The sequence below is a fragment of the Streptomyces sp. NBC_01304 genome (assembly GCF_035975855.1).
In the GTDB taxonomy this organism is placed as follows: Bacteria; Actinomycetota; Actinomycetes; order Streptomycetales; family Streptomycetaceae; genus Streptomyces.
Genome location: NZ_CP109055.1, coordinates 6,929,662 through 6,948,886 on the forward strand (window position 1 = coordinate 6,929,662; position 19,225 = coordinate 6,948,886).

General features: G+C 70.9%; 13 protein-coding genes and 1 pseudogene. 5 read left to right on the forward strand and 9 right to left on the reverse strand.

All coding sequences use genetic code 11. From position 1 onward, the window contains the following. Window positions 1-39: 39 nt before the first annotated feature. Window positions 40-1,728, forward strand: coding sequence for a thiamine pyrophosphate-binding protein (locus OG430_RS30795; protein ID WP_327355896.1), 1,689 nt, complete (start codon window positions 40-42; stop codon window positions 1,726-1,728). Between the two features lie 157 nt (window positions 1,729-1,885). On the opposite strand, the gene OG430_RS30800 is transcribed toward OG430_RS30795, so the two are convergent. Further along, window positions 1,886-2,695 (reverse strand): endonuclease I family protein, encoded by an 810-nt coding sequence (locus tag OG430_RS30800; RefSeq protein WP_442816579.1) that lies wholly within the window; start codon window positions 2,693-2,695, stop codon window positions 1,886-1,888. 237 nt (window positions 2,696-2,932) lie between these two features. On the opposite strand from OG430_RS30800, the gene OG430_RS30805 reads away from it, so the two are divergent. Continuing rightward, entirely contained in the window at window positions 2,933-6,673 is a 3,741-nt protein-coding gene (locus OG430_RS30805; protein ID WP_327355898.1) for an ABC transporter ATP-binding protein, read from the forward strand. 51 nt (window positions 6,674-6,724) lie between these two features. On the opposite strand, the gene OG430_RS30810 is transcribed toward OG430_RS30805, so the two are convergent. Beyond that, a complete protein-coding gene (locus tag OG430_RS30810) occupies window positions 6,725-7,216 on the reverse strand; it encodes a hypothetical protein (protein WP_327355899.1) in 492 nt (163 codons plus the stop codon). A 230-nt stretch (window positions 7,217-7,446) separates the two neighbouring features. Here OG430_RS30810 and OG430_RS30815 point away from each other — a divergent pair, with 230 nt between their 5' ends. Continuing rightward, on the forward strand, window positions 7,447-7,896 hold the full coding sequence (locus OG430_RS30815; RefSeq protein ID WP_327355900.1) for a hypothetical protein: 450 nt from the start codon (window positions 7,447-7,449) through the stop codon (window positions 7,894-7,896). Window positions 7,897-8,000: 104 nt separating this feature from the next. Then, window positions 8,001-9,422 carry a S28 family serine protease gene (locus OG430_RS30820; protein WP_327355901.1) on the forward strand — a complete coding sequence of 474 codons (1,422 nt, stop codon included), beginning with the start codon at window positions 8,001-8,003 and terminating at the stop codon, window positions 9,420-9,422. A gap of 34 nt (window positions 9,423-9,456) precedes the next feature. Here OG430_RS30820 and OG430_RS30825 read toward each other — a convergent pair whose 3' ends face one another. The 7 genes and pseudogenes from OG430_RS30825 to OG430_RS30855 all read right to left on the reverse strand — a co-directional run bounded on the left by OG430_RS30825 (window position 9,457) and on the right by OG430_RS30855 (window position 17,887). Beyond that, window positions 9,457-11,742 (reverse strand): protein kinase domain-containing protein, encoded by a 2,286-nt coding sequence (locus OG430_RS30825; protein ID WP_327355903.1) that lies wholly within the window; start codon window positions 11,740-11,742, stop codon window positions 9,457-9,459. A gap of 94 nt (window positions 11,743-11,836) precedes the next feature. Further along, window positions 11,837-12,457, reverse strand: a complete 621-nt coding sequence (locus OG430_RS30830) for a hypothetical protein (protein WP_327355904.1) — start codon at window positions 12,455-12,457, stop codon at window positions 11,837-11,839. A gap of 147 nt (window positions 12,458-12,604) precedes the next feature. After that, window positions 12,605-14,353, reverse strand: a complete 1,749-nt coding sequence (locus OG430_RS30835; protein ID WP_327359289.1) for a glycoside hydrolase family 3 protein — start codon at window positions 14,351-14,353, stop codon at window positions 12,605-12,607. Window positions 14,354-14,759: 406 nt separating this feature from the next. Continuing rightward, window positions 14,760-15,560: a sugar phosphate isomerase/epimerase family protein gene (locus tag OG430_RS30840; RefSeq protein WP_327355905.1), complete on the reverse strand. Its 801-nt coding sequence runs from the start codon at window positions 15,558-15,560 to the stop codon at window positions 14,760-14,762. A 115-nt stretch (window positions 15,561-15,675) separates the two neighbouring features. Further along, window positions 15,676-16,176, reverse strand: a pseudogene (locus OG430_RS30845) (GNAT family N-acetyltransferase); the annotation flags it as partial. A gap of 10 nt (window positions 16,177-16,186) precedes the next feature. After that, window positions 16,187-16,762 carry a Uma2 family endonuclease gene (locus tag OG430_RS30850; RefSeq protein ID WP_327355906.1) on the reverse strand — a complete coding sequence of 192 codons (576 nt, stop codon included), beginning with the start codon at window positions 16,760-16,762 and terminating at the stop codon, window positions 16,187-16,189. An 84-nt stretch (window positions 16,763-16,846) separates the two neighbouring features. Continuing rightward, complete coding sequence (locus OG430_RS30855) at window positions 16,847-17,887, reverse strand: LacI family DNA-binding transcriptional regulator (protein WP_327355907.1); 1,041 nt, start codon at window positions 17,885-17,887, stop codon at window positions 16,847-16,849. A gap of 153 nt (window positions 17,888-18,040) precedes the next feature. On the opposite strand from OG430_RS30855, the gene OG430_RS30860 reads away from it, so the two are divergent. Continuing rightward, window positions 18,041-19,186: a Gfo/Idh/MocA family protein gene (locus OG430_RS30860; protein WP_327355908.1), complete on the forward strand. Its 1,146-nt coding sequence runs from the start codon at window positions 18,041-18,043 to the stop codon at window positions 19,184-19,186. Window positions 19,187-19,225 lie beyond the last annotated feature (39 nt).

Below are 19,225 nucleotides of genomic sequence, written 5' to 3' on the forward strand. Positions count from 1 at the left end.
TCGAATCCGTACACCCCGCGGACGCGACGGAGCACGCAAGTGACGCACGACCACGACCTGGTCCTCAAGCCCACGGCCCGGCAGACCGAAGCCGCCCTCGCGCCGCCGGCAGGCCGCACCGGCGGCGACCTCGTCATCGAGACCCTGCACGGCCTCGGCGCCACCACCGTCTTCGGCCTGCCCGGCCAGCACGCCCTCGCGCTCTTCGACGCCCTGCGCCGCTCCTCGCTCCAGTACGTGGGCCTGCGGGTCGAGAACAACGCGGGGTTCGCGGCGGACGGGTACGGCCGGATCACCGGCGAGGCGGCCCCGCTCTTCCTCTCCACCGGGCCGGGCGCGCTCACCTCCCTCGCCGCACTGCAGGAGGCGGCAGCCGCTTCCGCTCCCGTGCTCGCGATCTCCAGCCAGATCCCGGCGCGGGGCCTGGGCGGCCGCCGCCAGGGCCATCTGCACGAGCTCCGCGATCAGCAGGCGTCCTTCCGGGACGTCGTGAAGTCCGTGCACACGGCCCGCACCCAGTCGCAGATCCCGTCCGCGATCGCCGCCGCCTGGGAGTCCGCGCTGACCGTCCCGCACGGCCCGGTCTGGGTGGAGATCCCCGCCGACGTCCTGGCCGCCGAGACCCTCCTGCCCGAGGTCAACGCCCCGGACGCGCTCCCCGAGGAGCTCGCCCCGCGCCCCGAGCTCACCGCGGTCGCCGCGCACCTCCTCGCGGGGGCCGAGCGGCCGGCGATCATCGCGGGCGGTGGGGTCGTACGTTCCGACGCGGCGGGCAAGCTGAAGGTGCTGGCCGAGCAGCTGAACGCCCCCGTCGTCACGACCTTCGGCGGCAAGGGCGCCTTCCCCTGGACCCACCCGCTCTCGCTCCAGTCCTGGCTGGAGGACCGGCACGTCACGGACTTCCTGGAGGACGCGGACGTCCTGCTGGTGGTGGGCTCCGGACTGGGCGAACTCTCCTCGAACTACTACACGTTCAAGCCGCGAGGCCGCGTCGTCCACATCGACGCGGACGCGGGCAAGCTGGAGGCCAACCTCCCGGCGCTCGGCATCCACGCGGACGCACGGCTCGCGCTGACGGCGCTCCTGGAGACGCTGGAGGGGCCGCGCGAGGACGCCACCGCGGCGGACCGGGTGCGTACGGTCCTCGACCTCGTACGCGACCGGATCGCATCCCAGGGCCTCGACCTGGAGCAGGGCGTCCTCGCGTCGATCCGCGAGGCCCTGCCCGCCGCTGCCCCCAGTTTCTGGGACATGACGATCCTGTCCTACTGGGCCTGGTCCGCCTTCGACCCCCGCCGCCCCAACACCATGCACTCGGCCCAGGGCGCCGGCGGCCTCGGCTACGCCTACCCGGCGGCCCTCGGCGCGGCGGTCGCCGACCCGACGAAGCCCGTGCTCGCCGTGTCAGGGGACGGCGGCGCCCTGTACTCGATCGCCGAGCTGGCCACCGCCAAGCAGCACGACCTGCCGGTGACCTGGCTGATCGTGGACGACGGGGGCTACGGCGTGCTGCGCGAGTACCTGACGGAGGCGTACGGCACGACGACCGGCACCGAGCTGGCCCGCCCCGACTTCGTCGCGCTCGCCGAGTCCTTCGGCGTACCGGCGCTGCGTACGACACCCGAATCGCTGGCCGGGGACCTCGCCAAGTCCCTTGCTGCCCCCGGCCCTTCGGTGGTCGTCCTGCCCGCGGTACTGAGTCTGTTCGCGGCGACCCACCTCGCCTGACCACGGGGCGGACTGCACCGTGAGGGGGCTGTGGGGGGAAAGGGGCACTTTTCGGTCCGCTATGTCCCGATTCTGCTGCCTCTTTTCCCCCACGTAACCCTTGCAACCCTGCGGGTGCCTCGGCGGGGGCCGGGCCCAGCCCCCGCCGCCCCCTCCGCTACCAGATCGCCTCGACCCACTCCGGGTGGTCGATGAACGGGTTCCGGTTGTGCTGGTACGAGGAGTAGATGACGTCGTTCCGGTTCTTCTCGAACGCGTCCGGCGGGTCCTCCGCGCTCCACGCCTTCAGGACGGAGAGGCGGCCCATGTACGGGTCGCTGTCGTTGCCGACGGAGTCGTTGGGCTCCAGGTCGGCGAAGGCGTCGTCGCCCTCGTAGCGGACCGACATGTAGAGGATCATGCGGGCGACGTCACCCTTCACCGCGTCGCGCGGCTCGAAGGAGTCCGAGTCCGTGTAGCTGCCGGGGGCCCCGCTCACCGCGCTGCCGCCGTTGTCGAAGTCCTTGTTGCCGCGGATGCTGTTGACCGTCACGTCCTCGGGGCGCAGGTGGTGCAGGTCCGTGCCGGGGCCGGTCGAGGTGCCGAAGTCGCCGTGGGACTTGGCCCAGACGTGCTCGCGGTTCCAGTTGCCGGAGTTGCCGCCGTTGAGGGACTTGGCCCGGGAGGTGCCGCCGTACAGCAGGATCACGTTGTTGCTGTTGGCCGGGTCCTGGTCGGTGACCTTGAGGGCGTTCCAGACGGCGTCGTACGAGATCTTCGTCTGGTCGCTGATGATCGTGTGCAGCGCGCCCTTCAGGGCGGGGCCGGTCTTGCCGATCGCGTCCTGGTAGTACGTGTCGTCGGCGGCCGCGGCGGGGGACGAGGCGGCGGCGGGCAGGGTGACGCCGACGAGGACGGCGGCGGCGGCGAGCGCGAGGCTCTTGAGGCGGCGTATGTGGGGCGTGCGCGGGACAGCGGGCACGGGCACCTCCAACTAGGCGGCGATCTACGCGGGTTGACCGTTGGGACAACCGGAGAGTGGCATGGCTGGATGGCGTCCGGGGTGAACGTGGTGGGTCGGTTCTGTGTCGTTGTCATGGACAGGGTCAAATCCGTGCCCGGGGGGACATCGGGAGTGATCGGGGGCCGATTGTTGCGGCGGGATGAAATCCGCACCCCACGGCGTTAGAGCCTTCCGGCAGAGCAGATCAACGGGAGGCCACTGGTGACCGGGGCAAAGCAGCAGGGGTGGGCACGGCGGCTGGCCGGGTACGCATGGCGCTACCCGAAGGACGTCGTCCTCGCGCTGGGCTCCTCGCTGGGCGGCATGGCCGTCATGGCCCTCGTCCCGCTGATCACCAAGGTCGTCATCGACGACGTGATCGACAGCCACGAGCGGTCCCTCGCCACCTGGACCGGGCTGCTGATAGCCGCCGCGGTCGTCGTCTACGTCATGACGTACATCCGTCGCTACTACGGCGGCCGGCTCGCCCTCGACGTCCAGCACGACCTGCGCACCGACATGTACGGGACGATCACCCGCCTCGACGGCCGGCGGCAGGACGAGCTGTCGACCGGGCAGGTCGTCGGGCGTGCCACCAGCGACCTGCAGCTGATCCAGGGCCTGCTCTTCATGTTGCCGATGACGATCGGCAACATCCTTCTCTTCGTGATCTCGCTGGGCATCATGGCCTGGCTGTCACTGCCGCTGACCCTCGTCGCGCTCGCCGTCGCCCCCGCCCTCTGGCTCATCGCCAAGCGCAGCAAGACCCGCCTGCACCCGGCCACCTGGTACGCGCAGGCGCAGGCCGCCGCCGTCGCGGGGGTCGTCGACGGGGCCGTCTCCGGCGTGCGCGTGGTGAAGGGGTTCGGGCAGGAGGAGCAGGAGACCGGGAAGCTCCGGGAGGTCGGGCGCAAGCTCTTCGCGGGGCGCCTGCGGACCATCCGGCTGAACGCCAAGTACACGCCCGCGCTGCAGGCCGTCCCGGCTCTCGGACAGGTCGCCATGCTGGCGACGGGCGGCTGGCTGGCGGTCGAGGGGAAGATCACCCTCGGTACGTTCGTCGCCTTCTCCACCTATCTCGCGCAGCTCGTCGGCCCGGTGCGCATGCTCGCCATGGTGCTCACGGTCGGGCAGCAGGCGCGGGCCGGTGTGGAGCGGGTGCTCGAGCTGATCGACACCGAGCCGAGCATCGAGGACGGCAGCAAGGAGCTGCCCGCCGACGCCCCCGCGACCGTCGAGTTCGACGACGTCTCGTTCTCGTACGAGGACGGGCGCCAGGTCCTCGAAGGGTTCAGCCTCGACATCCGGCCCGGCGAGACCGTCGCCGTCGTCGGCTCCTCGGGCAGCGGCAAGTCGACCGTCTCGCTGCTGCTGCCGCGCTTCTACGACGTCACGCACGGCGCCGTCCTGGTCGGCGGGCACGACGTCCGCGAGCTGACCCTGGAATCGCTGCGGGCCGCGATCGGCATGGTCCCGGAGGACTCGTTCCTCTTCTCGGACACCGTGCGCGCCAACATCGCGTACGGCTTCCCGGACGCCACCCAGGAGCAGATCGAGACCGCCGCGCGCGCCGCCCAGGCCGACCGCTTCATCGACGAGCTGCCGCTCGGCTACGACACCAAGGTCGGCGAGCACGGCCTGACCCTCTCGGGCGGCCAGCGCCAGCGCCTCGCGCTCGCCCGCGCCATCCTCACCGACCCCCGGCTGCTCGTCCTGGACGACGCCACCTCGGCGGTCGACGCGCGCGTGGAGCACGAGATCCACGAGGCGCTGCGCAGCGTGATGGCCGGCCGGACCACGCTGCTCATCGCGCACCGCCGCTCCACCCTGAACCTCGCCGACCGCATCGCCGTCCTCGACGGCGGCCGGCTCGCCGCGATCGGCACGCACGAGGAGCTGGAGGCCCAGTCCGCCCTCTACCGGCGCCTGCTCACCGACCCGGACGAGCTCGGCGGGGTCTCGCCCGGCCATGCCCTGCCGCTGGTCAAGGAGCCTGTGGAGGACCAGTCCGTCTGCGAAGCAATGTCGATAGACATACGTGCCGAGCTGGACGCCGAGTTCGACGCCGAGCGCGGCATCACGCCGACCCTGTGGGCGGGCGACCGCACCCCCAAGGACGCGGCCCTGTCCGGCACCCCGGCCACCCCCGAACTCCTCACCGCGGTCGAGGCCCTGCCCCCGGCCACCGACACCCCGGACATCGACGAGGCCCGCGCGGTCGCCGCCGAGGAGTCGTACGGCCTGCGCAGGCTGATCCGCGGCTTCGGCCGCCCGCTGCTCCTCACCCTGCTCCTGGTCGTCGTCGACGCGGGCATGGGCCTGCTCCTGCCCGTCATGATCCGGCACGGCATCGACGAGGGCGTCTCGCGGACCGCGCTCGGCGCGGTGTGGGTGGCGGCGGGGCTCGCCCTGGTCACCGTCGTGATCCAGTGGGCCGCGCAGACCACGGAGACCCGGCTGACGGGACGTACCGGCGAACGGATCCTCTACTCGCTGCGCATGAAGATCTTCGCGCAGCTGCAACGCCTCGGACTCGACTACTACGAGCGGGAGTTGACCGGGCGCATCATGACCCGGATGACGACCGACGTCGACGCCCTGTCCACCTTCCTGCAGACCGGGCTCGTCACCGCGTTCGTCTCGGTCGTCACCTTCTTCGGCATCATGGTCGCGCTCGTCGTGATCGACGTACAGCTGGCCCTGATCGTCTTCGCGACCCTGCCGATCCTGATCGTGGGCACGTACTTCTTCCGCAAGTCCAGCGTGAAGGCGTACGAGCTGGCGCGTGAGCGGGTGTCGGTCGTCAACGCCGACCTGCAGGAGTCCGTGTCCGGGCTGCGCATCGTGCAGGCCTTCAGGCGCGAGCGCTCGGGCAGCGAGCGGTTCACGGCGCGCAGCCACGAGTACCGGCAGGCGCGCGTCAAGGGCCAGTGGCTGATCTCCGTCTACTTCCCCTTCGTGCAGCTCCTGTCCTCCGTGGCCGTCGCGGCCGTGCTGATCGTGGGCGCGCACCGGGTCGACGCGGGCACCCTGACGACCGGTGCGCTGGTCGCGTACCTGCTCTACATCGACCTGTTCTTCGCCCCGGTGCAGCAGCTCTCGCAGGTCTTCGACGGCTATCAGCAGGCGACCGTCTCGCTCGGCCGCATCCAGGAACTGCTCCAGGAGCCGACCTCCACGAAGGCCGCCGGGGAACCCCTCGACGTGCTGTCGTTGCGGGGCGAGATCGCCTTCGAGGACGTGCGTTTCTCGTACGTCGACGAAGAGGCGGCCCTCAGTGACGTCTCGCTGCGGATTCCCGCCGGGCAGACCGTGGCCTTCGTCGGTGAGACCGGCGCCGGCAAGTCGACGCTGGTCAAGCTGGTCGCGCGGTTCTACGACCCGACCGAGGGCCGGGTCACCGTCGACGGCACCGATCTGCGCGCGCTCGACCTGACCTCGTACCGGCACCGGCTCGGCGTCGTGCCGCAGGAGGCGTACCTCTTCGAGGGCACGGTGCGGGACGCCATCGCGTACGGGCGGCCGGACGCGACCGACGCGCAGGTGGAGGCCGCCGCCCGCGCGGTCGGGGCGCACGACATGATCGCGACGCTGGACGGCGGCTATCTGCACGAGGTCAGCGAGCGCGGCCGCAATCTCTCGGCGGGGCAGCGGCAGTTGATCGCGCTGGCCCGGGCCGAGCTGGTCGACCCGGACGTGCTGCTGCTCGACGAGGCCACCGCCGCGCTCGACCTCGCCACCGAGGCGCAGGTCAACCAGGCCACCGACCGGCTCGCCGGACGCCGCACCACGCTGGTCGTCGCGCACCGGCTGACCACGGCGGCCCGGGCCGACCGGGTCGTGGTGATGGACCGCGGGCAGGTCGCGGAGGACGGCACGCACGAGGAACTGCTCGCGCTCGACGGGAAGTACGCGCGCCTGTGGCGGACCTTCGTCGGCGAGGAGGAGCCGGCCGCGGCGTGAAGGGCCGGCTCCAACTGCCGGGCGGGGATCAGTACTTGGGCCTCATGGGGATCAGTACTTGGCCCTGATGTCGACGATCTTGCGGGTGGCGAGGTCCGAGGACACCTCCAGATAGGTGTACGTACGGTTCTTGCCCGCACCCCAGGTGAGCCGCACCGTCGACCGGGTCTTGCCCATGCCGCTGTCGCCCGCGGTGACCTTCCAGGCGTTCGGCACGTTCTGCGCCATCAGGACGCCGTCCGCGTCGTTGCGCTTCTCCCAGTCGAGGAGGCGTTGGCGCAGGGCGGGCGTCAGATAGAACTTGCGCAGTTCGGCCGCGGCGGCGTTCGAGCCGGGGTCGTTGGCGACGTCGATGTACGCGCCGTAGAAGTGGGCCACGCGGTCGTAGACGACGTGCGGGCCGCCGCTGCGGGACGGGGGTCCGGACGAGGGGGACGAGGCCGGGGCCACGGTTCCCCTGTCGGGCAGGGTGCTCGCCGCGGCCGGGACCGCGGCGAGCGAGACGAGTACGGCGGAGATGACGAGGACGCGGTGCTGAGTCATGGGGGGAACCGCCTTTCGCGTTCGACTCCGGTGAATCGGTGAATCGGTGAACCGGAGCCTCGTCTGTTGGACCACGGGTATACGTCCACGGTTGCCTGAAACATCCGAATCCACGGGAAAGGTATGGCCAAGTTCGGCCAACCTCGCTCAGGCCCGGTCCAGGGTGCAACCGTTCGGCCGCCAAACGGCGTCCGTATGCTCAGACGCTGCTGAGGCGGGAGGGACTGACGGTGCAGGCTGCGGAGAAACGGGAGATACGCGAGACACGGGAAGCACGGGCGGGACGCAAGGCCGGACGCGCGCGCAGACACTGGGCGCTGGGGGCGGCGCTGCTGAGCGCGATCGTGCTGATGTCCCTCGTGGGTCCCGGCACCGGCACCGCTCAGGCCGCCGGCCGCTGCAAGGGGCACAAGGTGGACACGCTCTGGTTCTCCACCGGCAGCGTGAAGATCTACCGGAGCGGCAACAAGCTCTGCGCCCTCACCGTCGCCAAACGCACCGGTTCCAAGAAGCCGATGATGGTCAGCATCCAGGCGCGCGGGCACCGGCCGGTGACGATCAGCGGCAAGGCCAAGAAGTACATGGGCGGCGTGACGGTCACCGCGGGCCGCACCCGTCCGGTGTGGGTCAGGGGATCGGTCGGGGCGGGCAAGGTCAGCGACGGCTGGCTGCACGTCTGACGAGGGGCGCCCGTCGAGGGCGCGTACGGCGAAACTCCCCCTGGTGCGGAGCAGGTTGCTACCGGTAGCTTCCGGCTGACATCCGTGACCACAGGGGAGAGTGCATGCGCAAGGCGCTCAGATGGCTGCTGTCGCTGACGGTGCTGATAGGCACCGTGAGTACGACGGCATCGGCGGCCACCGCCGCACAGCCGCAGGCGACCGACATCAAGGATCAGCTGCTCGCCATACCCGGCGTGAGCCTGATCGAGGAGAAGCCGTACGCCGGCTACCGCTATTTCGTCCTCAACTTCACGCAGCGGGTCGACCACCGCGACGCGTCGAAGGGCACCTTCAAGCAGCGGTTCACCGTCCTGCACAAGGACACCGCGCGGCCGACGGTCTTCCAGACCTCGGGCTACAACGTGTCGACGAATCCCGGCCGTTCGGAGCCGACCCGGATCATCGACGGCAACCAGGTCTCCATGGAGTACCGCTTCTTCACACCGTCCAGGCCCGCGCCCGCCGACTGGACCAAGCTCGACATCAAGCAGGCCGCGGCCGACCAGCACGCCATCTTCAAGGCCCTCAAGCCGATCTACAAGCAGAAGTGGCTGGCCACCGGCGGCTCCAAGGGCGGCATGACCGCCACGTACTACGAGCGCTTCCACCCGCGTGACATGGACGGCGTCGTCGCGTACGTCGCCCCCAACGACGTGGTGAACAAGGAGGACTCGGCGTACGACCGCTTCTTCGAGAAGGTCGGCCCCAAGGAGTGCCGCGAGGCGCTGCAGGACGTCGAGCGCCAGGCCCTCGTCCGCCGTGAGCCGCTGGAGAAGAAGTACGCGGACTTCCTGGCCGCGAACAACTACACGGTGAACACGGTCGGCACCCTCGACAAGGCCTACGAGGCCACCGTCATGGACACCGTCTGGGGCTTCTGGCAGTACAGCTCGGTCACCGACTGCGCCGCGGTGCCGAACGCGAAGACCGCCACCGACCAGCAGCTCTTCGACTACATCGACGCGGTCAACGGCTGGGCGAACTACGCCGACCAGAGCCTTTCCGCCTACACCCCGTACTACTACCAGGCGGGCACCGAGCTGGGCGCCCCGACCATCAAGTCGCCGCACCTGGACGGTCTGACGCGCTACGGCTACCAGCCGCCGCGCAACTTCGTCCCGCGCGACATCGCGATGAAGTTCAAGCCGCAGTCCATGCGCGACGTCGACACCTGGGTCCGCCACAATGCGAACCGGATGCTCTTCGTCTACGGCCAGAACGACCCGTGGGGCGCCGAGCAGTTCCGCCCCGGCAAGGGCGCGCGCGACTCCTACGTCTACACGGCCCCGGGCATGAACCACGGCGCGAACGTGGCCGGCCTGGTCGCGGACGAGAAGGCCAAGGCCACCGCCCGCATCCTGGCCTGGGCGGGCGTCGCCCCGGCCGCGGTCCAGGCGGACGCGTCGAAGGCGAAGCCGCTGGCCTCGTACGACGCGAAGCTCGACAAGCGCGACATCGAGAAGGAGCTGCGGCTCAGGCCGTAAGCCTCCACGGGGGAAGGCCCGGTGGGCCTCGGCATCACTTCTTGGTGCTGTCGAGGCTCACCCAGCCGTCCTTCTCGGAGTACACATAGACGATGCCCCCGGCGATCAGCGGTTCGGTGTCCGATCCGATGGACGGCATCCCGCTGTCGTCCGGGAGCGTCGGTACTGCGCCCTGCCAGGCGACGTCACCGGTCTTCGGGTCGAAGGCGACGACGTTCTGGTCGGTGGTCACATAGATCCGGTTGCCCGCCCAGACGGGCGCCGCGTCGGAAACCCCCTTGCGCGGCACCGGGGACCGCCACAGCTCCCGCCCCGCCACCGGGTCGACGGCCACGAGCTCGCTGTCGGCAAGCAGCAGGACCTTCCCCTTCGTGACCGACAGTTCGGCCGCACCCACCTGGCCGAAACCCCAACTCCCCTTCACCCGCGTGGTCTTGGAGTCGGCGCCCTTCGCCAGTTCCTGGCGGAGCACCGAGGTGTTCTCCTGGGTCTCGTCCGTGGTCGCGCAGTGCAGCAGGAGCTTGCCGTCCTCCTTGGTGAGCGCCTCGGAGCCCATCACACAGGGCTTGTCGAGCGCGAAGGAGCCGACCGTCTCACCGCTCTTGTCGAGGACGGTGACGAAGTCCTCGGTCCCGGCGCCGTCCTTCGCGGCGGAGAACGAGTAGACCCTGCCGTCCACGATGCGCAGCGAGGGCGGATAGCCCGACATGTTCTCCGGGTTCGGGGGCTTGGTCGTCCACGGCCGCTTGCCGCCCTTGTCGAACGCGTAGACCCGGCCCGCGTGGTCGGCGGAGTACGCCCTGTCGCCCGCTCCGACCAGCCGCTGCGTGAGGATCTGCAGGGGCGTGGACCAGAGCACCTCGCCCTTGCCGATCGACAGGCCCACCATCCGCTCGCCGCTGTTGACGAGCACGGTGTCGCCGAGGACCACGGGGGAGTTCTGGCCGTACGCCGACGCCTTCTTGGTCGACCACATCTTCTCGCCGGTGGCCGCGTCGATCCGTACGGTCTCGTCCCCGACGCAGATCAGCGAGGCCTGCGCGTAGACGCAGTCGCTGCCCTGCAGGTTGTACGCCCACCGCTGCCAGCCCGCCGGGCGGCGCTCGGCGCTGTCCTCGTAGGCGTACGTGAACCCCGTCGACCCCGACTGGACGCTCGCGTACGCCCCCGCGCCGGGCGGCTGCGGTGTCTCGCGCGGCGCCGTGTTCTGCGCGGGCGGCTTGCCCGAACCGCCGGGCGCGGCCGCGGGGTCGTCCGTGGTGGTGTCTTCCCGCAGCCCGTACAGCAGGCCTCCGGTGAGCACCGCGACGCCCGTCACCGCGGCCGCCACGGCGAGCACGCGGCGGCGCCGTCCGACGGGCGGCGGGGTGGGCGCCGAGGCCGCATCGGTGCCATTCGTCACCGGCACGGCAGGCGCCGCCCCGCCCGGCGCCCGCCGCAGCATCACCGTGTCCGGCGACACCGGCGCGGCCGGGACGGGCGCGGCCGAGGGCGGCTTGGCCCGCGTCTTCTGGAGCAGCACGAGCAGCTCGTCCGCGTCCGGCCGCTCACCCTGCTCCTTGGCCAGGCAGCGCTCGAGGACGGGCCGCAGCCAGTCGGGCACCCCGTCCAGGTCCGGCGGCTCGTGGACCAGTTGGTAGGCCACCGCGTACACGTCCGTCGCGTCGAACGGCACGTGCCCGCTCGCCGCGTACGTCATCACGGACCCGAGCGAGAAAATGTCGCTCGGTGATCCCACGTCCCGCTGGGCGCGGATCTGCTCCGGGGACATGAACGGCGGGGTGCCCACCGCGATCCCGGTGTGCGTGCGCATGTCGGCGTCGGCGGCCCGCACGATCCCGAAGTCGATGACGCGCGGCCCGTCGTCGGCGAGCAGCACGTTGCCCGGCTTGAGGTCGCGGTGCACGATCCCGGCCCGGTGGATGTCGCGCAGCGCCTCGCCGAGCCCGAGGGCCAGGCGGTACAGCTCGTCGTCGGTGAAGGCCGGACCGTTCTTGATGCGCAGGTCGAGCGGCCGCCCCGGCACGTACAGGGTCGCCATCCACGGCGGGTCGGCATCCGGGTCCGCGTCCAGGACCGGCGCCGTGAACGCCCCGCTCACCTGGCGGGCCGCCGTCACCTCGCGCCGGAAGCGCTGGCGGAAGTCCGGCTGGTGCGCGAGATCGGTACGGATGACCTTGACCGCGACCTGGCGGCCCGAGGGCGACGTGCCGAGATAGACATGGCCCATGCCGCCGGACCCGAGAAGCGAATCCAGCCGATAGCCGGGAATGTCCGGCAACTCCTGTGCCCCCCGGGCACCCTGAGCATCCTGGGCCATCGTTCCCCCATCGTCGTACGGCCGTGCGCGGATGATACCGAGCGGCCGCGGACCTGGACCCTCAGCGCCTGCTTCTGAGCCTTCCTCTGGGCCGTCACACCGGCTGTGCGCACCCCACCGGCTTCGTCCCGCCCAGTTGGACGTACAGCTGTGTCGAGTCCGGGCACTTGGCCCGGGTCGTGACCGCCGAGCCCACCCGGAACTCCGGTGACTGCTTGCCCGAGCCGTCGCACGCCGTCTCGCGGACCTCGCCGGCCTTGGCCTGGTAGACGCAGTCGCCGACGATCGTGCGCGGGCCACCGCCGCCGCCCGGGTCGCCGGGGTGCGGGTTCTCCAGGTTGCGCATGCAGGCGTAGCCGCGCGGGACGTTGCCGTCGCCGTCCTCGTCGAGGGCGGGCCGGGTCTCCGTGATGTGCAGGACGAAGTCGGTGGTGGTGGGGCAGGCGGGGCCGTCCGAGAGGTTGCCGTCGTAGCGGGCGACGACGCGGGCCTGTGCCTTCTCGCTGCCGCAGGCCACTTCGGTGAAGCCCTGACCGCGCGTGCTGCATTCGTCGACGGCCAGGAAGACCGCGCCGTAGCCGGAGGGGGACACGGTGGACGCGTCGCCGCCGAGTCTGCCGCTGCTGGTGCCCGGCGATTTCTGACATGAAGTGAGCGCGGCCGCGAGCAGCAGCGCGCACGCACACACCACCCCTGCGAATCGTGCTTGGCGCATGGTGTACCCCCCGGTATGTCCCTCCAGCGTGGCCCGTCCCGAGGGGTGCACGCCAGAGGTGTATGGGGGTTTGCGTCAGTTGGGGGGAGTGCGCCGGTTGCGCGGCGTACGTCGCATACGACGCGCAACCGGCACGCCCCTCACCTTCTAGTACGACAGTCCGTAGCCGATCGGATACAGCGTCCGGGTCGGATCGTCCGCCCGCTGCACCGGCACCGGCAGCCGCCCCTCGGGCTCGGCCTTGCCTGCGATCACCCTTGCGGCGGCGCGGAGTTCGACATCCGTCCAGGAGTACGCGGCCAGCGTGGCCTTCTGCCCCGACAACTGCGCCACGTCGTAGGGATTGCGGATGGCGACCGTGACGACCGGGACCCCGGTCGCGGCCAGCCTGCTGACGAGGGTGGACTGTGCGCTGCCCGCCGCCACGTTGTACGTCCCCACGATCACGGCGTCCTTGCCGCTCGCCGCCGCCACCGCCTCGTCGATCTTCGCGGCGGTCGGCGCGGTCCCGGTCGACAACGCCGTCGCGGTGAAGCCGAGTTCGGTGAGCGCCTTGGCCAGGACCGTCGTGGGCGGGCCGGTCGAGCCGGACGGTGAGGCCGGGTCGGCGCCCACCACGAGCAGGTTGGGCTGTCGCCGCCTCGACAGGGGCAGGGCCCCGCCCTCGTTGACGAGCAGGGTCGTCGTCGCTTCGGCGATGCGGTCGGCGGAGGCCAGGTGGGAGCGGGTGCCGACGACGCGGTCGACGCCCTTGTGGGTGACGTAGGGCTGCTTGAACAGACCGCGCCTGGCCTTGAGTTCAAGGATCCGCAGGATCGATTCGTCAAGGCGGGCCTCGGTCAGCTCGCCGCCGCGGACGGCCGCGAGGACCGCGTTCCACGCCACGGCCAGGTCGGGCGGGTTGAGCAGCTGGTCGACGCCCGCCTTCAGGGCGAGCACCGGCACCCGGTCGTCGCCGTACTTGGTGCGTACGCCCTGCATGCCGAGCGAGTCGGTGACCACGACCCCGTCGTAGCCGAGCTGTTCGCGCAGGATGCCGGTCAGGATCGGCGGCGAGAGCGTGGCCGGGTCCTCGGCCGCGTCGAGCGCCGGGACCACGATGTGCGCGGTCATGATTGAGTCGATGCCGGCGGCTATCGCGGCCTCGAACGGCGGGGCGTCCAGTTCCTGCCACTGCTCGCGGGTGTGGTGGATGTACGGAATCCCGGTGTGGCTGTCGGTCGCGGTGTCGCCGTGCCCGGGGAAGTGCTTGCTCGTCGCCGCGACGCCCCCGCTCTGATAGCCCTTGACCTGCGCGGCGACCAGCTCGGCGACCGCTTGGGGGTCGGCGCCGAAGGAGCGTACGCCGATGACGGGGTTGGCCGGGTTGACGTTCACGTCGGCGACCGGCGCGTAGTTCTGCCGGATGCCCACCGCGGCCAGCTCGGCCCCCGCGATCTTCGCGGCCCGGCGGGCGTCGGACGTGGACCCGCCGGCGCCGAGGGCCATCGCGCCGGGCATCAGGGTGGCGGGCTTGCCGACGCGGCAGACGATGCCGTGCTCCTGGTCGGTGGATATCAACAGCGGGACGGGCGTGGTCTGTTGGAGCCCCGACTTCTGTATCCCGTTGCTCAGGTCGGCTATCTGGTGCGGGTCGCGGGTGTTGTGCGCCCACGCGAAGTAGATGATGCCGCCGACGTGGTACTTGGCTATGAGCTCGGCGGCGCTGCGTACCCCTATCTCTTCCAGGTTGTGATCGATGTCCACCTGGTCGGGGGCCGTGGCCGAATGGCCGTACACGCGCATGACGAAGAGCTGACCGACCTTCTCCTCAAGAGTCATACGGCCGATGAGCTCGCGGAGCTTGTCGCGGTTCACACGACCATCTTCCGCCGCCTGTACCGGAGTTGCTCCCATCGCGACCGCGGCGGTGGCTCCGGCGGTGGCGGCGAGGAGGGTGCGTCTGGAAGGGCTGGTGGCGGTGCGGAGCCGGCGTTGCTGCACTTTCGCTCCCAGGGCTGGAGTGAGTGGAACGGGGGCTGAGCCTGAGCACTGAACCTGACTGAAGGAAACTTCCGAGGACATACGGATAGTCGGAAAGTTTCTGCCAGTCAAGGGAGTTGGGGATTCAGGGGAACCCGTACGCCTACCCCTCCGTCCAACCGGCATGCTGCCGGAGAGTCTCCGCAGTGCGGTGTCGGCCTCGCTGCTGGCTGCGAACGCTGACCTCCCTCTCCGCCGCACGCGGCCGGCAGCATGCCGTCACCGGTGCGCCCCCCTCCGACAGCGCCGGTGACGGCTGTACTTTTGGGCGCGGCTCAGGTCAGGCCGACTCGTTCAGGAGCCGCGCCAGATGCTCCCGGCCTCCCGTCAGCAGGCCCGGCAGGGGCGCCGCCTCCGGGTACCACCGGGCCTCGTACTCCCAGCACAGCCACCCGTCCCAGCCGGCCCGGCTCAGCACCTCGACCAGCTCGGCCAGCGGCAGCACACCCTGGCCGAGGGCGAGCGGCGTCGTGTCCTCGCCGGACGCGATGTCCTTGACCTGGACGTATCCGAGGTGCGGGGCCAGGGCCGCGTACGACTCGGCGGGCTGCTCGCCGCCCAGCCATGTGTGCATCACGTCCCACAGGGCCCCGGCCTGCCGGTGCCCGACCTGGCCGAGGACGCGCATGGCCGCCGCACCCGTCCGGTGCGAGTCGTGGGTCTCCAGCAGGATGCGGACCCCGAGGTCCGCGGCGATCTCCGCCGCCGCGCCGAGCCGTCGCGCGGCCGTGGCGTCGGCCTCCGCCTCGCTCTGCTCCTCGCCGCCGCCGGGGAAGACGCGGATGTACGGCGCCCCCAGGTCGCGCGCGAGCTCGAGCAGCGCCCGGATCTCGACGAGTACCGGGCCGTCCTCGCCGGGCTCGGCCACGCGCGCGTACCCCGCGATGCCGAGGACCTCCACCCCGGCCGCCTTGAACTCGGCGGCCACATCGGCCCGTTCGGTGAGTCCGAGCCCGGTGTGCACCGGCTCCTCGGGATGGGCCCGCAGCTCCACGCCGTGGTAGCCGTGCGACGCGGCGAGCCACACCACGTCGGAGATCGGCAGTCCGGGCACACCGAGGGTGGAGAAGGCCAGCTTCATGGCGAGGGCTCCAGCTTCATGGGGAAGGTCCGCAGGGAGTCGACCGGGGGATGAGGCGGACCCTAGGAAGCCCCGGCCACCCCGTCAAGCAGGCGTTTCGCCGGGCGTTCGCGGTTCAAGCAGGAGTGTCGTGGAGCGCGAGCCGCCAGTCCTGCCCCACCACGTCCGCCCCGAAGAGCCGCTGGGGCTTCTCCGCCACCAGCACGAAGCCGTGCCGCTGATAGAGCGCACGGGCCGCCGCCAGCGCGTCCACCGTCCACAGCACGAGCTCCCGATAGCCCTGTCCGCGCGCGAAGTCGACGCAGGTACCCACCAGTTGGTCCCCGATGCCGTGCCCCCTGGCATCCGGCTCCACGAGGAGCAGCCGCAGCCGGGCGGTGCCGGGTGCGTCATCGCGTACGCACATGATCGAGCCGACCGGACGGCCGTCCAGCTCCGCGATCCACACGCGCTCCAGATACGGGTCGTGGTCCTGCGCGAAGTCGGCCACGATGCGGGCGATCAGACCCTCGTAGTCCGTGTTGTACCCCTGCTCGGTCGCGTACAGGGCGCCGTGGCGCTGGACGATCCAGCCCAGGTCGCCGGGGGCGGGGTCGCGGAGGCGGACGCCCGGGGGGCGGGCGGGGTCAGTCGAGGTCATGGGAGCCGGGGAAGCTGTCGGTGTTGATGACGAGGTTCCGGTTCCCGCTGGTCGGCACGACCAAGTCCCGGCCGAAGGGCACTTCTTCGCGATCCCTGTACGTACGGTCGCGCTGTGGCTCGGTGTGCATGGTGCAGAGTGACGTCTCCGGGTCGATGGTCACGTAGACCGGGATGGCGCATTGCGCGTAGTGGCGGACCTTCTTCTCGAAGTCGCCGTCCCGGGTGCTCTGCGGGACGACCTCCAGGATCGCGTCGACACTGTGCCACTCGAACCTTCCGCGCCGGTTGCGCCGGGCGGTCGGGGCGATCACGGTGAGGTCGGGGGAGTACCCGTACTCGGTGGATGGGAAGTCGACGATCACGTCGCCGAGAACGACGCCGCCTCCCTCAAGTCGCCGGTCGATCTGCGCGGCCACCGACAGGACGATGTCCGACTGTTGTACGGTCCGCGGCGTCATGAGGATCCGGCCGTCGGTGATCTCGACGCGATAGCCGCGGGGCAAGTTGGCGCCTTCCAGCACACCCCAGGCGCTGGGTACGTCCATGGTCGTACTCGCCATGACACCTCCGTAAGCCGGTATGACCAAAACGATAGCCGGGGGTGCACGGTCACTACCGGCCCCACGGCCCCGGCGAACCCCGGACTACCGACGCGGCGCCCCCGTGGACCCCCGCACCACCAGCTCCCCCCGCACCGTCCCCAACTCGCCCCCCGGCGCCTTCTCCCGCCCCATCGCGATCCGCCCCGCCCTGGCCCCCGCCGCATACAGCGGAAGCCGCACCGTGGTCAGTGCCGGGACCGCGTCCACGGAGAACGGCAGGTCGTCGAAGCCGGCCACCGACACGTCCTCCGGAATCCGCAGCCCCGCCTCCCGCAGCGCCGCGCACGCGCCAAGCGCGACCGTGTCGTTGGCCGCGACGATCGCGGTCAAGTCGGGGTCCAGGCGCAGGAGTTCACGGGCCGCCTCGTACCCGGTGCCGCGGTCGTAGGGCCCGTGCAGGACCGGCCCGAGGGCCACCCCCGCCGCCTCGATGGCGTCCTTGTGCCCTTCGAGACGGTGCCGGGTGGTGGTGCGCTCTTCGGGGCCCGCGATGTAGCCGATGCGCTGGTGGCCGAGGGTGAGCAGGTGCTCGGTGAGCTCGCGGCCGCCGCCGCGGTTGTCGAAGGTCAGGGCGATCGCGTCGGTGTCGGGCGCGGGTGGTCGCCCGCACAGCACGACGCGCGTGCCCGAGTCGGTCAGGCGCTGCAACTTCGCGGTGAGCGCGGCCGCGTGCCCGGCGTCCTCGATCGCACCGCCGGTGATGACGACGGCGGCGGCGCGCTGACGCTGGAGCAGGGTGAGGTAGGTGAGTTCGCGGTCCGGGGAGCCCCCCGTGTTGCAGACCACCGCCAGCCGCTCGCCGCCCGCGCGCCCGCCCGGACCCCCGATCTCGGACTGCACCGCACCGGCCATGATCCCGAAGAAGGGGTCGGCGATGTCGTTGACGAGGATGCCGACCAGGTCCGAGGTGGCGGCGGCGAGCGAGCTCGCGGGCCCGTTCAGTACGTAGTCCAGCTCGTCGACGGCTTTCAGGACGCGCTCGCGGGTCGCCGCGGCCACCGGGTAATTGCCGTTCAGTACGCGGGAAACGGTGGCGGGAGAGACCTGGGCGCGGGCCGCCACGTCCGCCAGGGTCACGGTCATCTCGTTGCCTCCGGGGTGCGCATGAGTGCTCAGAGCGGGCCGCCGCGGGTGCTTTGCCGGCACTTGGCCCGGGCCCCTTGTGAGGGGGTTGTCAGGCAGGCTAGCTTTTACCTGGATAGAAAGCGCTTACTAAGGGCGTACGGAGGGACTTTCGTGACACGCAAGACGGTGCGCATCGCCATGAACGGTGTGACGGGGCGCATGGGCCACCGCCAACACCTCGTCCGCTCGATCCTCGCGCTGCGCGAGCAGGGCGGCCTCGACCTCGGGGACGGCACGGTCCTGTGGCCGGAGCCGGTCCTCATTGGCCGCCGCGAGCACGCGCTGCGCGCGCTCGCCGAGGCGCACGGTCTGGAGCACTGGACGACGGACCTCGACGCGGTCCTCGCGGACGACTCGATCGACATCTACTTCGACGCGCAGGTCACCTCCGCCCGCGAGGAAGCCGTGAAGCGGGCGATCGCGGCGGGCAAGCACGTCTACATCGAGAAGCCCAGCGCCACTTCGCTGGACGGCGCCCTCGAACTGGCCCGCCTCGCACAGGCCGCGGGGATCAAGCACGGCGTCGTACAGGACAAGATCTTCCTGCCGGGCCTGCTCAAGCTGAAGCGCCTCATCGACGGCGGCTTCTTCGGGCGGATCCTGTCCGTGCGCGGGGAGTTCGGCTACTGGGTCTTCGAGGGCGACTGGCAGGACGCGCAGCGCCCCTCGTGGAACTACCGGGCCGAGGACGGCGGCGGCATCGTCGTGGACATGTTCCCGCACTGGGAGTACGTGCTCCACGAGCTCTTCGGCCGGGTGAAGTCGGTGACCGCCCTGGCCGCGACCCACATCCCGCAGCGCTGGGACGAGCAGTCGAAGCCCTATGACGCGACCGCCGACGACGCCGCGTACGGCATCTTCGAGCTGGAGGGCGGCGCGATCGCCCAGATCAACTCGTCCTGGGCGGTCCGCGTGAACCGCGACGAGCTGGTCGAGTTCCAGGTGGACGGCACGGAGGGCTCGGCGGTCGCGGGCCTGCGCAACTGCCGCGCCCAGCACCGCTCGGCGACCCCCAAGCCGGTCTGGAACCCGGACATCCCGGCGACGGAGCCCTTCCGCGACCAGTGGCAGGAGGTCCCCGACAACGGCGACTTCGACAACGGCTTCAAGGTCCAGTGGGAACTGTTCCTGCGCCACGTGGTGCTCGACGAGCCCTACCACTGGGACCTGTTCGCGGGGGCGCGCGGGGTGCAGCTGGCGGAGTTGGGGCTGCGGTCTTCCACGGAGGGGCGGCGGTTCGAGGTGCCGGAGTTGTGAGTCGTCCATTCCGTCCTGGGGCCGCTGCTCTCTTTCCAT